The following is a 13,145-nucleotide window of genomic DNA, read 5'->3' as shown; positions in this document are numbered from 1 at the left end:
GCGGGGGTCAGACGTTCGCGCGCCAGTCCTCGACGTCCTCGGACTCGTCGACGTCGGCGTCGTTCTCGACCAGCGGGATCGGCAGTGTCATCGAGGACGTCGGCGGGTTGATCAGCAGGCGCTCGTCGCGACGGTGGCGCAGCACGTCGTTGATGTACGCCGTCGTCGCCTCGGGCAGGGACACCGAGCGCTCTTCTTCCTGGGACATGAACCAGCGGTGCTCGAGCAGCTCGTGGAACACCTCGGCGGGCTCGAGCCGTCCGCGGAGATCGCGTGGGATCGCTCGCACGACGGGCTCGAACACGCGAGACACCCACTCGTGCGCGACCATCTCCTCGTCGAGCTCGTCGCGACCGTTCCGCGCACGGTAGGCGTCGAGGTCGTTGAGCAGGCGGCGTGCCTGGTTCTCTCCGGCGTCCAGCCCGGTGAGCCGGAGCAGACGTCGCTGGTGGTGTCCGGCGTCCACGACCTTCGGCTGGATGCGGACCTCGCCGCCGCCGGGCGCCGCGTTGATCGAGAGCTCCTCGATGTCGAAGCCGAGTGCGTTGAGGCGCTCGACCCGGTCGTTGATGCGCCAGCGTTCCTTGGCGTCGAACTGCTCGGTGCCGGTGAGCTCCTTCCAGAGCGTCCGGTACTGGGCGACGATGCGGTTCGAGACGTCCACCGCGTCGGCGTTCTCGTCGAGGCGTCCGCCTGCCTCGAGGTCGAGGAGCTCACCGGCGATGTTCACGCGTGCGACCTCGAGGTCGTTCTCACGCTGCCCGTTCGACAGCCCGCCCGGGTAGAGCTTGCCGGTCTCGGCGTCCACCAGGTAGGCGGCGAAGGACCCGGCGTCCCGGCGGAACAGGGTGTTCGACAGCGACACGTCGCCCCAGTAGAAGCCGAGGATGTGCAGGCGCACGAGCAGCAGGGCGAGCGCGTCCACGAGCCGGGTCGCGGTGTCGGGTCGGAGCGTCTGGGAGTACAGCGCGCGGTAGGGGAGCGAGAAGCGCAGGTGCCGGGTGACGAGCACCGGGTGCAGGGGTTCTCCGTCCGCGCTCATCCGGTTCGTGATCACGGCGACCGGGTCCACGCACGGGACGTCCATGCGCTGCAGGGTCCTGAGCATCTCGTACTCGGAGCGGGCGATCTCCTCGCCGGTCTCCTTCACCGCGACGACGTACCCGCTGAGGTGCACGAACCGGACGAGGTGCCGCGAGATGCCCTTCGGGAGCGCGACGATCGTCTCGTCCGGCCATTCGTCGAGCGGCAGATCCCACGGCAGGTCGAGCAGGCCGGGGTCGACGGTGGCTGCGGTGATGGACATCGAGTCGGGCACGGTTGCTCCTGTGGTGCGGTGTGCGTCCGGTGGGTGGAACGACGGGAGCCCGCCACCCGCCCTTGTGAGGCGGGCGCGGGCTCCCGAGGGGTGCGCTGCTTACGCGCTGACGACGGCCTTGTCGTCGAGGCGCTCGCCGGACTCGGCGTCGAACACGTGCACGTGGCCCTGCTTGGGGCTCACGACGATCGTGTCGCCGATCGACGGGTGCGCGCGGCCGTCCACACGCGCGACGATGTCGGTGCGCGTGCCGTTGACGTCGGCGTGACCGTAGAGGTAGCCGTCGGCGCCGAGCTCCTCGACGACGTCGACCGTGACGGGGAGGCCCTCGCCCGACTGGGACACGATGATGTCCTCGGGGCGGACGCCGACGGTGACCTGACCGGCACGCGCGTTGGAGAGCGTGTCGCGGTCGATCGGGTGGTTGAGCGAACCGAAGGAGATGCCGCCCTCGACCACACCGGCGGGGAGCAGGTTCATGGCCGGCGAGCCGATGAAGCCGGCGACGAACACGTTGTTCGGCTTCTCGTACAGGTCACGCGGGGTGCCGACCTGCTGGAGGATGCCGTCCTTGAGCACCGCGATGCGGTCACCCATGGTGAGGGCCTCGGTCTGGTCGTGCGTGACGTAGACCGTGGTGACACCGAGGCGGCGCTGCAGCGAGGCGATCTGCGTGCGGGTCTGGACGCGGAGCTTGGCGTCGAGGTTCGACAGCGGCTCGTCCATGAGGAACACCTGCGGCTGGCGGACGATCGCACGGCCCATCGCGACACGCTGACGCTGACCACCGGAGAGCGCCTTCGGCTTGCGGCCGAGGTACTGCTCGAGGTCGAGGAGCTTGGCGGCTTCCTGCACGCGGGTGGCGCGCTCTTCCTTGCCGACGCCGGCGATCTTGAGCGCGAAGCCCATGTTCTCGGCGACCGTCATGTGCGGGTACAGCGCGTAGTTCTGGAAGACCATCGCGATGTCGCGGTCCTTCGGCGGGACGTCGGTGACGTCGCGGTCGCCGATGCGGATCGCGCCGGAGTTCACTTCTTCGAGGCCCGCGAGCATGCGCAGCGAGGTCGACTTCCCACAGCCCGACGGGCCGACGAGGACGAGGAACTCGCCGTCGGCGACATCCAGGTCGAGGGAGTCCACCGCGGGGCGGTTGCCTCCGGGGTAGAGACGGGTTGCCTTGTCATAGGTGACGGACGCCATGAGCGTTCGGTCCTTTCTCCACCGGCAGGTACGTGCCGGACGATCCGAGTGAAGCGGTGTGCCCGTGGGGGCCCCGGATGGTCGCCGTCGACCATCGAGGTTCATACAACACGACTTCCCTGTGGTGCGCCAGTGCCAGTTGCGGGATTGGGCGCTTCCCAGAGCGTCCCACTACCATCGGTCGGGTCCGTCCGCCGTGCGGGGGTGAGCGCGAGCGGACCCCGATCAGGAGGACCATCGAGCATGACGAACCGCCCCGAGGGTGATGCCCGCGCCGAGCGGAACCAACGCCGAGCAGCGGCACGTGAGCGTGCCCAGCGCGCCCGCCTCCAGCAGAAGCGCCGCCAGCGCGGACTCCGCCTCGGGCTGCAGGTCGGCCTCGGCGTCGTGCTGCTGGCCGCGGCGACCGTGGTCACCCTCGTGCTCGTCGACTCGACGAAGCCCGCAGGCCCCGGCCCGTCGTCGATGTCGCAGGGCGGCATCACCATCGGGCAGGACCTCAAGGCCGTGTCCGGTTCGACCTCCCCGCAGCCGTCCGCCTCCGACGGTGCGGCACCCGTCCGCATCACCATGTACGTCGACTACCTCTGCCCGATCTGTGGCGCGTTCGAGAAGACGAACAGCAGCTACATCGAGGGGCTCGTGGACTCCGGGGCCGCGACGGTCGACATCCACCCGATCGCGATCCTGTCGAACCGCTCGCAGGGCACGAAGTACTCGCTCCGCGCGGCGAACGCCGCCGCCTGCGTCGCGGACTCGTCGCCCGACCAGTTCTTCGCCGTGAACCGGGCCCTCTTCGCGAAGCAGCCGGAAGAAGGTACCGCCGGGCTCACCGACGCCCAGCTCACGAAGATCGTCACGGGGGTCGCCGGTGTGCAGGGCAAGTCGGCGATCACGAAGTGCATCGACGACCAGCGCTTCGGCAAGTGGGTCGACGAACGGACCACTGCGGTGACCGGGGGCGACATCCCGGGTTCGGACCTCACCGAGTTCCCGGGGACGCCGCTCGTGCTCGTGAACGGACAGCGCTACGAGTACTCGCAGCCGTTCACCAACGACGAGTTCCGCACGTTCGTGATCACGGCCGCCGGGTCCGGCGACGCGACCCCGACGCCCACGCCGAGCGCCAGCCCGAGCGCCAGCGCGTCCTAGAGCGACGAGCCGGGGACGCTGAACGTGTCGCAGGACGTCGCGCCCTGCTCGTAGCCCCGCTCGAACCACCGCTGCCGCTGGGCGCTCGACCCGTGCGTGAACGAGTCGGGGTCCACCTGACCGCTGCTCCTCCGCTGGATGCTGTCGTCGCCGACGGCGCTCGCCGCTGAGAGCGCATCGGCGATCTGCGCACGGGTGATCGGCTTGAAGAAGGTCTGCCCGTTCGCCGCCTTCGTGTTCGCCGCGTCGCCCACCCAGGCGCCGGCGTAGCAGTCCGCCTGCAGCTCCACGCGGACACTGCCCGACGAGGCGCCGCTGCCGCTCCGGTCGGTGTCGGCGAACGTGCCCTGCAGCTGCTGCACGTGGTGGCCCCACTCGTGCGCGACGACGTACATCTGCGCGAGCGGGCCGCCCGACGCGCCGTACTTCGACTGCAGGTCGTCGTAGAACGCGGTGTCGAGGTAGATCGCGCGGTCCGGCGGGCAGTAGAACGGGCCGGTCGCGGCGGAGGCCGTCCCGCACCCGGTGTTCGTCGACCCGTCGAACAGGTAGAAGTCGGGCGACGAGTACGAGATCCCCAGCTGCCGGCTCTCGGTCGTCCAGTAGGCGTCGAGCGACTCTGCTGCACCCTCCATGCGGCAGTCGATGCTGAGGTTCGCGTCCCGTCCCGTGCGGCACTCGGCCACCGGTGACGCCTCGGACCCGGCCTCCTGGATCTGCGTCAGACCGCCGCCGGTCCCGACGAGCCCGCTGAGGTCGAAGCCGGTGAACTGCGCGATGAGGAACACGACGATGGCCGCTGCGCCCACACCGCCCCCGGCGATGGCCGTGGTCCGCCCCCGCCGCTTGACCTTGCCGCCCTGCAGCTGGGAGTCGTCGTTGAACGTCATGCCACCGAACCTACGGACGGGGCAGCCGACGTGCACGCTTTCCCACCGACCGGGGCGCACTGATGAAGCACCACGGCGTCGCGCGTAGCGTCGTGGCTGTCGGCACACACCGACACCTGTCGCGCAACACGGAAGGAACACCGATGCCAACCCCCATCAACACCGTCATGAGTCCGGCCCGGTACGTGCAGGGCCGCGGCGCGATCACCCGTGTCGGCGAGTTCATCGCCCCGATCGGCGGGCAGCCGCTGATCGTCGCCGACGACGTCGTGTGGGGGATCGTCGAGCAGTCGGTCACCGAGAGCTTCCAGGCCGCTGGACTGCCCGTCGAACGCGTCGGGTTCGGCCGCTTCGCCACCCCGGAGGCCGTGGACGAGCTCGTCGCCAAGATCCGGGACACCGGCGCGGACGTCATCGTCGGCCTCGGCGGGGGATCGGCGATCGACGCCGCAAAGGCGTCAGGGCACCTGGCGGGGATCCGCTGGGCGAGTGTCCCGACCGCCGCCAGCACCGACGCCCCGACCTCGGCGCTCGCCGTGATCTACTCGGCCGAGGGTGAGTTCATCGAGTACCGCTTCTTCCCGCACAACCCCGACCTGGTGCTCATCGACACCCAGCTCGTCGCGAACGCCCCTGTCCAGTTCCTGATCGCCGGGATCGGCGACGCGCTCGCCACCTGGGTCGAGGCCCGTGCCGCCAAGCGGGCGCACGCGGACACGATGGCCGGCGGGCTGCAGACCGAGACCGGTGTCGCGCTCGCGGAGCTGTCCTGGAAGCTCCTGCACGAGAACGCGCTGCAGGCGATCGAGTCCGTCAAGGCCGGGGTCGTCACCCCCGCGCTCGAGAAGGTCGTCGAGGCGAACACCCTGCTCTCCGGGCTCGGGTTCGAGTCCGGTGGTCTCGCAGCGGCCCACGCGATCCACAACGGTCTGACGGCGGCACCGCAGGCGCACGGGCTCGCCCACGGGCAGAAGGTCAACATCGGCACGATCGCGCAGCTCGTCATGGAGGGTGCCCCTGCCCAGGAGATCGAGGACTTCGTCGTCTTCACGACCAGGGTCGGCCTGCCGAACACCCTGACCGAGATCGGCCTGACGGTCGACGACACGAAGGAGCTCCTGGCCGTCGCCGAGGCGGCGACCGTCGAGGGCGAGACCATCCACAACATGCCGTTCCCGGTGACCCCGGAGCTCGTCGTCGACGCGCTCATCGCGATCGAGGGCCTGTCCCGCAGCATCCGCGCCGCACACGGGCTGCCGGAGCCGGTCGAGTACGTCGCGAAGCACTAGGTACCGCCACGACGCCGGGATCAGGTGCGGATCAGCGGCTCCGACCGCGCGAGGTCCGCGCCGATCCCGACGTCGACCAGTTCGATGCGTCCGGCGAGGGTCGCGCCAGGGCCCGTCAGCAGGCCGGCCTTCACGCCGCCGAACGTCACGGTGACGTCGGCCTGCAGCACGTGGTCGTCGGCGATCGCGCCGGTGTCGACGTCGATGCCGCTCGGCACGTCGACCGCGACGACGAACGGGGCGCGCTGGTCGCGCGCGAGCTCGCGGATCGCCTGCACGACCTCGCGCGCCGGGGAGCGGAGCGCGGACGCGCCGTGCACGCCGATGCCGAGGATCGCGTCCAGGACCAGGTCGGCGCGCAGCGCCGCGTCGGACGCGGTCGCGGCCTGGTCGCCTCCGTCGGACAGGAGGACCGCACCGGCATCCAGCGCGGCCCTGAGGCCCGCCTCGTGGATGCGCGAGCCGACGCGCAGGATCTCCACGTGCCTCCCGTCCGATGCCAGCCCCGCACCCGCGAACAGGGCGTCGCCGCCGTTGTCGCCGCTGCCCACCAGCAGCAGGACCGACCCGCGGCCGTCACCCGGCCGCTCGGCCGGGTCGTCGAGCAGCAGACCCACGTGCTCGGCCAGCCCAGCCGCCGCCCGCTGCATCAGCGGCTCACCCGCGTCGAGGTGCGGCCGCTCCGCCGCCCGGATCTGATCGCCGCCGTAGCCGTCCATGGCGACCACAGTGCCCGGATACCCTGGAGAGGACATGTCACTCGTCCCCGAAGCACCCCGACCCCGCGCCGTGATGTCCCCGGACGGGCAGCGCATCGCCACGTACGACTTCGGCGACCCCGACGCCCCGACCGTCGTCGCGGTGCACGGGTTCGCGTCCGGCGCGCTGCTCAACTGGCACGCCTCCGGCTGGACCCGCGACCTCGTGCGCGCCGGGTACCGCGTCGTCGCGCTCGACCAGCGCGGGCACGGTGCCTCGTCGAAGCCGCACGAGCCGAGCGCGTACTCGATGGACCTCCTCGTGGCCGACGTCACGACCGTCATCGACACGTACCTGCTCGACGACGTCGCGTTCCTCGGGTACTCCCTCGGTGCCCGCGTCGGCTGGCACACCGCCGAGCGCATCCCGGACCGGATCTCCCGCGCGGTGTTCGGCGGGATCCCCGACGCCGACCCGATGCGGCGTGTGCAGGTCGACCAGGCCAGGGCGTTCATCGCCGACGGCACGCCGATCGAGGACCGCGTGACGAACGGCTACCTGACGATGGCGGGGAACGTCGAGGGGAACGACCTCGGCGCGCTCGTGGCGATGGTCGAGGGGATGCGGAACAGCATCGAGCCGACGCCGGCGAACGCACCTGGTCAGCCGATCCTGATGGCGGCCGGCAGCGAGGACGGCATCAGGGACAGCGCCGTGCGGCTGGCCGAGGCGGCGCCGGACGCGTCGTTCTTCGAGATCCCGGGGCGCAACCACTTCAATGCCCCGACGAGCAGGGCGTTCCGGCAGGCGGCGATCGCGTTCCTGGGCGCAACCACGCAGTGACATCGTTCGGCGCCCCGACGTCGAGGGCGTTCCGGCAAGCGGCGATCGCGTTCCTGGACCGCACCGCCCTGTCCGCCACGCGCTGACGGGTACTGCCGGGGCCTCTCGGTCCGGCGGCGACGCGGCGTAGCGTCCGCCGCATGGAATACAGACTCCTCGGGAACAGCGGGACAGCGGTGTCCACCCTGACCCTCGGCACCATGACGTTCGGCAGCGAAGCCGACGAACCCACCTCGCACGCGATGATCGACGCCTTCGTCGCAGCGGGCGGCACGCTCGTCGACACGGCGGACGTGTACTCCGGCAACGAGTCCGAGCGCATCATCGGCCGATGGCTCGCGGCACACCCCACCGAGGCCGAGCAGGTCGTCATCGCGACGAAGGGCCGCTTCCCGCAGGGCGACGGGCCGAACGACCTCGGGCTGTCGCGCCGACACCTCCGTGTCGCACTCGACGCCTCCCTGGAGCGGCTCGGCGTCGACCACATCGACCTGTACCAGATGCACGCGTGGGACGCCCTGACCCCGATCGAGGAGACCCTGCGGTTCCTCGACGACGCCGTGTCCGCGGGCAAGATCGGCTCGTACGGCTTCTCGAACTACCTCGGGTACCAGGTCACGAAGGCCGTGTACGAGGCCCGTGCCCACCACTTCGCACCGCCCGTCACCCTGCAGCCCCAGTACAACCTGCTCGTCCGCGACATCGAGCACGAAGTGGTCCCCGCGTGCCTCGACGCCGGCATCGGACTGCTGCCGTGGTCGCCGCTCGCCGGTGGGTGGCTCTCCGGCAAGTACCAGCGCGACGAGGCGCCGACCGGCTCCACCCGCCTCGGCGAGAACCCCGAGCGCGGCATGGAGGCGTGGGAGGCCCGGAACGGCGACGAGCGGACGTGGGAGGTACTCGACGTGCTCTCCGGTGTGGCCGATGCGCACGGTGCATCGCGCTCGCAGGTCGCGCTCGCGTGGCTCCTCGCCCGCCCGGCGGTCACGAGCGTCATCCTCGGCGCGCGGACGGTGTCGCAGCTCGAGGACAACCTCGGTGCGGCCGACCTCGTGCTCACCGACGCCGAACTGCAGGCGCTGACGGACGCGAGCGCCCCGCGGATCGACGACTACCCCTACGGCACAGCCGGCGTCGCACAGCGGGAGCGCAAGATCCGCGGCGGTCGCTGAGCGTTCGTTGCGGGATACCGCGAGGTCGCTCAGCGAGTCTGGACGGGCGGTTGGGTGAGGTGTCATCATCCCGGTACGGCCGGCTGGTTACCGCGTCGAGCGCCCCGGAACGCCCCCTGATCCGTGTTCCACCTGCGCCGAGAGCCCCGAGCGACATGGTCGCCCGGGGCTCTCGCTCCGTCGGACTCGACGCCGATCGTCGGTGTACGGCAGTATTCCAGTGTGCTGCTGTGTTTCGTCGACGAGTCGTTCAAGGACGACCTGTACGGATTCGGTGCCGTCGTCGCGGATGCGCTGCAGACCCGCGAGATCGCGGCATGCGTCCAGGGGGTCGTGTCGGCGCTCGCTGAGTTCGGCATCGACGGAGCAGCAGAGGTCCACGCCCATCCGATCTTCCACGGCAAGGGCATCTGGAGCGGGGTGCCACCGCGCGTCCGCATCAAGGTGTTCATCGAGGTGGTCGACGCCGTCCGAGAATCGGGTGCGACGGTGCTGCTCCGCGGAGTGCCGCCGACGAGGCTGCGCCGGTACCAGGACACGCGTGGTTTCCGGGAGCGCCATCCTCCGGAACAGGTCGCGTTCCAGCACCTCCTGCAGCGCGTGGACCGGCTCGCGGTGGACCAGGCGACCCATGCACTGGTGATCGCCGATGAGCGCTCGGACCGGGATCGTCACCGAGAGCGATTCGCCGCGTACCAGGCGTACGGCACGCCCGGTACGTACATGCACACGAAGTTGGAGCGTCTCCTCGACACCGTCCACTTCGCTCCGAGCCACCATTCGCGGATGCTGCAGGTCGCCGATGTCCTCGCCTTCATCTGGGTCAGGTCGCAGACCGTGATCGAGCACGACGAGCGGCAGGCGCGAGTGATGCGATCGTTGGTGAAGGACATCGAGCGGTGCTCGTTCAGCCGTGGGGTGTGGCCCTGAGATGCAGAGGCCTGGACGCACGACAGCCCCGCGCGGGGCGGGGCTGAAGGCGGTGCGGGCGGCGAACGAACGCGGCCTGCGGACCCAGTGTATCGGGCCGGCAGCGGGACTTGAACCCGCAACCCCCGTATTACAAGTACGGTGCGCTACCAATTGCGCCATGCCGGCTGACGCGCATCATCTTACCGGTGAGCGCGTCGGTGACTCATTCGCTCTGCTCGGAGAAGTTCAGCGAGAGCGAGTTCATGCAGTACCGATCGCCGGTCGGCGTGCCGAAGCCGTCGGGGAACACGTGCCCGAGGTGCGAGCCGCAGTTCGCGCAGCGGACCTCGGTGCGTGCCATGCCGAGGGAGTTGTCCTCGATCAGGGTCACGGCCTCCGGGTTCACCGACTCGTAGAACGACGGCCAGCCGCAGCCGGAGTCGAACTTCGTGCCGCTCTTGAACAGCTCGGCGCCACACGCCGCGCAGGTGTAGATCCCGGCACGTTCCTCGTCCAGGAGTTCACCCGTCCAGGGACGCTCGGTGCCGGCCTGCCGGAGGACGGCGTACTGCTCGGGGGAGAGTTCCTCGCGCCACTCGGCGTCGGACTTCTCGACGTTGTAAGCCATTGATGTGCCTCCTGCTTCTGGCTCTGGGATGCAGCCACTGTCAGTAAACTCGCCCGGGTGTCCGAGCATTCCGTGCAACGCGCCTCGTGGGACCGTCTGACGACGGACGAACTGTACGGCATCGTCCGGTTGCGCAATCGCGTGTTCGCACTCGAGCAACGTGTCTCGGACGAGGACTTCGACGGCCGCGACCGCGAACCCGACACCGAGCACTGGTGGTTCGGAACCGACGCCGAAGCGGTCGGGTACCTCCGGCTGATCCGTCCGGCACCCGGCGAGGTGCACCCGGCGGGCACGGCAGCCCCGGCGTGGGTGATCGGTCGTGTCGCGACGCACCCCGACCATCGCGGCACCGGGATCGCGGGACGGCTGGTCGCGGCGGTGCTCGAGGCCCACGGGCACGAACCGTTCGTCCTGCACGCGCAGGAGTACGTCGCGGCGCTCTACGAACGGCACGGGTTCGTGCGGTTCGGCGAACCGTACGTGGAGGCGGGCATCCGCCACCTCGGGATGTACCGCGGGTGAGCACCCGCGCCCGCTACGCCGCGTACGCGGACCGGATCGCGTCCGTCTCGCCGACCTACGCCGCATGGGCACGCTCGCTCGACGACCACCTGGTCGGGCTCCTCGACGAGGTCCCGGCGGCCCAACGGCAACCGGAGCTGCTGTTCGCGGTCGCGCGTCGGCTGGGCGCGGATCCGTCGGATCCGGGAGCGCTCCGCGCCCTCGGACGGGAGGCTCGCCCCACGCTCGTCGCGGCCCTCGCCTCCGCCACGGTGCAGGCGAACGACCCGCGGCGGCTCGGTCCGGTCGTCCCGCTGTTCGCGGCGCTCGCCGCGACGGTCTCGCGGCCGATCGGGCTCGTCGACGTCGGTGCGTCCGCCGGGCTGTGCTCGATCCCCGACCGCGTGACGCTCGACTACCGTGTCGCGGCCGATCCCGCGTCGGATCGCGCCCCGTCCTGGACATCGCACCCCGTCACGACCGGGCGCGACGACCATCAGGGGGCGCGATCCCGCACCGTGCGGATGGCCACCGCCGCGGCGGACCCGTCGATCCACCTCGTCGCGGACGCATCGGGAGCGGTCCCGGCGCCGGCCACGGCGCCGATCCGGATCGCGACGCGCGTCGCCCTCGACCCGAACCCGATCGACCTCGCCGCGCCCCACGCGTTCGACCGGGTGGTGGAGGCGGTGCCGCCGGAGGCACTGGACCGCACCGCCCTGATGCGTGCGGCGGCGCGCGCGACGCTCACCGTGCCTCCCGTCCGGGTCGCCGGCCGCGTGCCGGACGACCTGGACCGTGCACTCGACCTGCTGCCGGACGACTGCGAGCCGGTCGTGCTGACCACCGGGACCCTCGTCTACGTCCCCGGGCCGGACCGCCAACGGTTCGTCGACCGCGTCGCCGAACGCGGCGTGCGCTGGATCGCCCTCGAGCCGACCGGCATCCTGACGGGTGTCGCGGCCACGCTGCCGGACGACGTCGACGCCGCGGCTCCCGGCGCGTTCGCGACCCTGTCGGTCGACGGCGTCGCGGTCGCGGTGTCCGACGCCTTCGGCACCACGATCCGCTGGTTCTGAGAGGGCCAGCGGCCGATTCCGCGACAGTCCAGCGCCATGCCAGGGTCGACATCGACGGCACCCCTACGATGTGCGAGACCCGTTACCCGAATGTGATCGGACCGTCGTGACCACCATCCCCGCGGACGAGCTCAGCGAGCTCGCCAAGCACGTGCTCGCCTTCGAGCACGAGCGTGCGCGGCACGACCGGACGAAGGAAGCCGAGATCCGGGTCGAGTTCGACATGTCGCCGGCGCGCTACTACCAGGTGCTCAACCGGGTGATCGACTCCCCGGCGGCGCTGGCGTACGACCCCCAGCTCGTCGGGCGACTGCAGCGACTGCGCCGTGCGCGGACGACCGCGCGGGCGAACCGCAGCTTCGTCCAGCCGGCGACCGCCACCGGAACCGAAGAGGAACGATGACGAGATTCCCCCATGACCGCTTCGACGACGTGACCGACGGGCCACGAGTCGGTGCGCACCGCGGCATGCACCGGCGGGGACGCGGCTGGATCGCGTTCGCGTGGGCAGCGCTCGCGACGGGCGTGCTGGTCGGCATCGGAGTGCTGGTCCTCGCGCTCCTGAACGGCAGCTACTCGTTCACCGGCGACTCGTCGTCGGCGCCGTCGGCGTCGGCGTCGTCGTCCGCTTCGTCGTCTTCGTCCTCGTCGCCGTCGGACGGTTCCTCGTCGTCTTCGTCCTCGTCGTCGGAGTCCGCTGCCGCGACGCCAGCGGACCAGGGCAGCACGACGCTCGTCGTCCTGAACGGCACGTCGACGCCCGGGCTCGCTGCCTCGGGCACGTCGAAGCTGACCGCCGCTGGGTGGAAGGTGACCTCGAGCGGCAACGCCGGGACCACGGGCACCGCGTCGACGATCGTGTACTACCAGCAGGAGTCGCAGGCCGCGCTCGCGAAGGGGATCGCGCAGTCCCTCGGCGTCACCGCCGTGGAACAGTCGGCGGCGTTCCCGAATGCCGACATCAGTGTCGTGCTCGGGGCCGACTTCAGCGGTTGAGTCTTCCTTTTGTAACAACTGTGTTTCCGGCACGTTGAGTTCCGGCGGAATCGTCGTGAAATACCCGTCACACCCCTTGCCGAATCGCGCTTCCTGATTAGAGTCACAAGTGGTCACCCCGTGATCGGAATGTCGTCGCACCTCGGTACGCACGCCAGGAAAGCCCGGGACTCGGACCCGCGGCGCCTCCCGACGGTGCCGTCGATCGCAACAGCAGTACCGCAGGGAGCAACAGATCATGGCCAACGGAACCGTCAAGTGGTTCAACGCTGAAAAGGGCTTCGGCTTCATCACCGTCGATGGAGGGGGCCAGGACGTGTTCGTCCACTACTCGGCCATCGACATGAGCGGCTACAAGGTCCTCGAAGAGGGTCAGGCAGTGACGTTCGACGTCGGCACGGGGTCCAAGGGCCCGCAGGCCGAGTCGGTGCGTCCGGCCTAGTCGCCGAACCACTCGCGAACG

15 protein-coding genes and 1 tRNA gene are annotated in these 13,145 nt (G+C 70.4%); 10 read left to right on the top strand and 6 right to left on the bottom strand.

Annotation, left to right across the window (positions count from 1 at the left end; translation table 11 throughout):
* Positions 1–7: 7 nt before the first annotated feature.
* Together QK288_RS00425 and ugpC are read right to left on the bottom strand one after the other, a co-directional pair.
* The gene (locus tag QK288_RS00425; protein ID WP_281265865.1) at positions 8–1,318 is read right to left on the bottom strand and encodes a DUF4032 domain-containing protein; all 1,311 of its coding nucleotides are present in this window, start codon (positions 1,316–1,318) and stop codon (positions 8–10) included.
* A gap of 99 nt (positions 1,319–1,417) precedes the next feature.
* Positions 1,418–2,518: a sn-glycerol-3-phosphate ABC transporter ATP-binding protein UgpC gene (gene ugpC, locus QK288_RS00420; protein ID WP_281265864.1), complete on the bottom strand. Its 1,101-nt coding sequence runs from the start codon at positions 2,516–2,518 to the stop codon at positions 1,418–1,420.
* Positions 2,519–2,761: 243 nt separating this feature from the next.
* Between ugpC and QK288_RS00415 the strand changes: the two genes are divergently transcribed.
* Positions 2,762–3,670 carry a thioredoxin domain-containing protein gene (locus tag QK288_RS00415; RefSeq protein WP_281265863.1) on the top strand — a complete coding sequence of 303 codons (909 nt, stop codon included), beginning with the start codon at positions 2,762–2,764 and terminating at the stop codon, positions 3,668–3,670.
* On the opposite strand, the gene QK288_RS00410 is transcribed toward QK288_RS00415, so the two are convergent.
* Positions 3,667–4,560, bottom strand: coding sequence for a neutral zinc metallopeptidase (locus QK288_RS00410; RefSeq protein ID WP_281265862.1), 894 nt, complete (start codon positions 4,558–4,560; stop codon positions 3,667–3,669). The two genes, QK288_RS00415 and QK288_RS00410, sit on opposite strands and share 4 nt — an antisense overlap.
* A 143-nt stretch (positions 4,561–4,703) precedes the next feature.
* Between QK288_RS00410 and QK288_RS00405 the strand changes: the two genes are divergently transcribed.
* Positions 4,704–5,849 carry a glycerol dehydrogenase gene (locus QK288_RS00405; RefSeq protein WP_281265861.1) on the top strand — a complete coding sequence of 382 codons (1,146 nt, stop codon included), beginning with the start codon at positions 4,704–4,706 and terminating at the stop codon, positions 5,847–5,849.
* Positions 5,850–5,869: 20 nt separating this feature from the next.
* Here the strand turns inward: QK288_RS00405 and QK288_RS00400 are convergent, their stop codons facing one another.
* The gene (locus tag QK288_RS00400; RefSeq protein WP_281265860.1) at positions 5,870–6,568 is read right to left on the bottom strand and encodes an NAD(P)H-hydrate epimerase; all 699 of its coding nucleotides are present in this window, start codon (positions 6,566–6,568) and stop codon (positions 5,870–5,872) included.
* 34 nt (positions 6,569–6,602) lie between these two features.
* Here QK288_RS00400 and QK288_RS00395 point away from each other — a divergent pair, with 34 nt between their 5' ends.
* The 3 genes from QK288_RS00395 to QK288_RS00385 all read left to right on the top strand — a co-directional run bounded on the left by QK288_RS00395 (position 6,603) and on the right by QK288_RS00385 (position 9,493).
* On the top strand, positions 6,603–7,391 hold the full coding sequence (locus QK288_RS00395; RefSeq protein ID WP_281265859.1) for an alpha/beta hydrolase: 789 nt from the start codon (positions 6,603–6,605) through the stop codon (positions 7,389–7,391).
* Between the two features lie 140 nt (positions 7,392–7,531).
* A complete protein-coding gene (locus QK288_RS00390) occupies positions 7,532–8,563 on the top strand; it encodes an aldo/keto reductase (RefSeq protein WP_281265858.1) in 1,032 nt (343 codons plus the stop codon).
* Between the two features lie 123 nt (positions 8,564–8,686).
* On the top strand, positions 8,687–9,493 hold the full coding sequence (locus tag QK288_RS00385) for a DUF3800 domain-containing protein (RefSeq protein ID WP_281265857.1): 807 nt from the start codon (positions 8,687–8,689) through the stop codon (positions 9,491–9,493).
* A gap of 95 nt (positions 9,494–9,588) precedes the next feature.
* Here QK288_RS00385 and QK288_RS00380 read toward each other — a convergent pair.
* Positions 9,589–9,661, bottom strand: a tRNA-Thr gene (locus QK288_RS00380).
* A 37-nt stretch (positions 9,662–9,698) separates the two neighbouring features.
* Entirely contained in the window at positions 9,699–10,103 is a 405-nt protein-coding gene (gene msrB, locus QK288_RS00375) for a peptide-methionine (R)-S-oxide reductase MsrB (RefSeq protein WP_281265856.1), read from the bottom strand.
* Positions 10,104–10,160: 57 nt separating this feature from the next.
* Between msrB and QK288_RS00370 the strand changes: the two genes are divergently transcribed.
* The 5 genes from QK288_RS00370 to QK288_RS00350 all read left to right on the top strand — a co-directional run bounded on the left by QK288_RS00370 (position 10,161) and on the right by QK288_RS00350 (position 13,124).
* Positions 10,161–10,628: a GNAT family N-acetyltransferase gene (locus QK288_RS00370; protein ID WP_281265855.1), complete on the top strand. Its 468-nt coding sequence runs from the start codon at positions 10,161–10,163 to the stop codon at positions 10,626–10,628.
* Entirely contained in the window at positions 10,625–11,686 is a 1,062-nt protein-coding gene (locus tag QK288_RS00365; RefSeq protein WP_281265854.1) for a DUF2332 family protein, read from the top strand. Before QK288_RS00370 ends, QK288_RS00365 begins: the two co-directional genes overlap by 4 nt.
* Before the next feature lie 106 nt (positions 11,687–11,792).
* Positions 11,793–12,089, top strand: a complete 297-nt coding sequence (locus QK288_RS00360; RefSeq protein WP_281265853.1) for a DUF3263 domain-containing protein — start codon at positions 11,793–11,795, stop codon at positions 12,087–12,089.
* Positions 12,086–12,682: a LytR C-terminal domain-containing protein gene (locus QK288_RS00355; protein WP_281265852.1), complete on the top strand. Its 597-nt coding sequence runs from the start codon at positions 12,086–12,088 to the stop codon at positions 12,680–12,682. Before QK288_RS00360 ends, QK288_RS00355 begins: the two co-directional genes overlap by 4 nt.
* 238 nt (positions 12,683–12,920) lie before the next feature.
* Positions 12,921–13,124 (top strand): cold-shock protein, encoded by a 204-nt coding sequence (locus tag QK288_RS00350; RefSeq protein WP_022903461.1) that lies wholly within the window; start codon positions 12,921–12,923, stop codon positions 13,122–13,124.
* Positions 13,125–13,145: the final 21 nt, after the last annotated feature.

Origin of the sequence: Curtobacterium sp. 9128, from assembly GCF_900086645.1 — a bacterium.
Classification (GTDB): domain Bacteria; phylum Actinomycetota; class Actinomycetes; order Actinomycetales; family Microbacteriaceae; genus Curtobacterium.
This window is presented reverse-complemented; position numbering and strand designations above follow the sequence as displayed.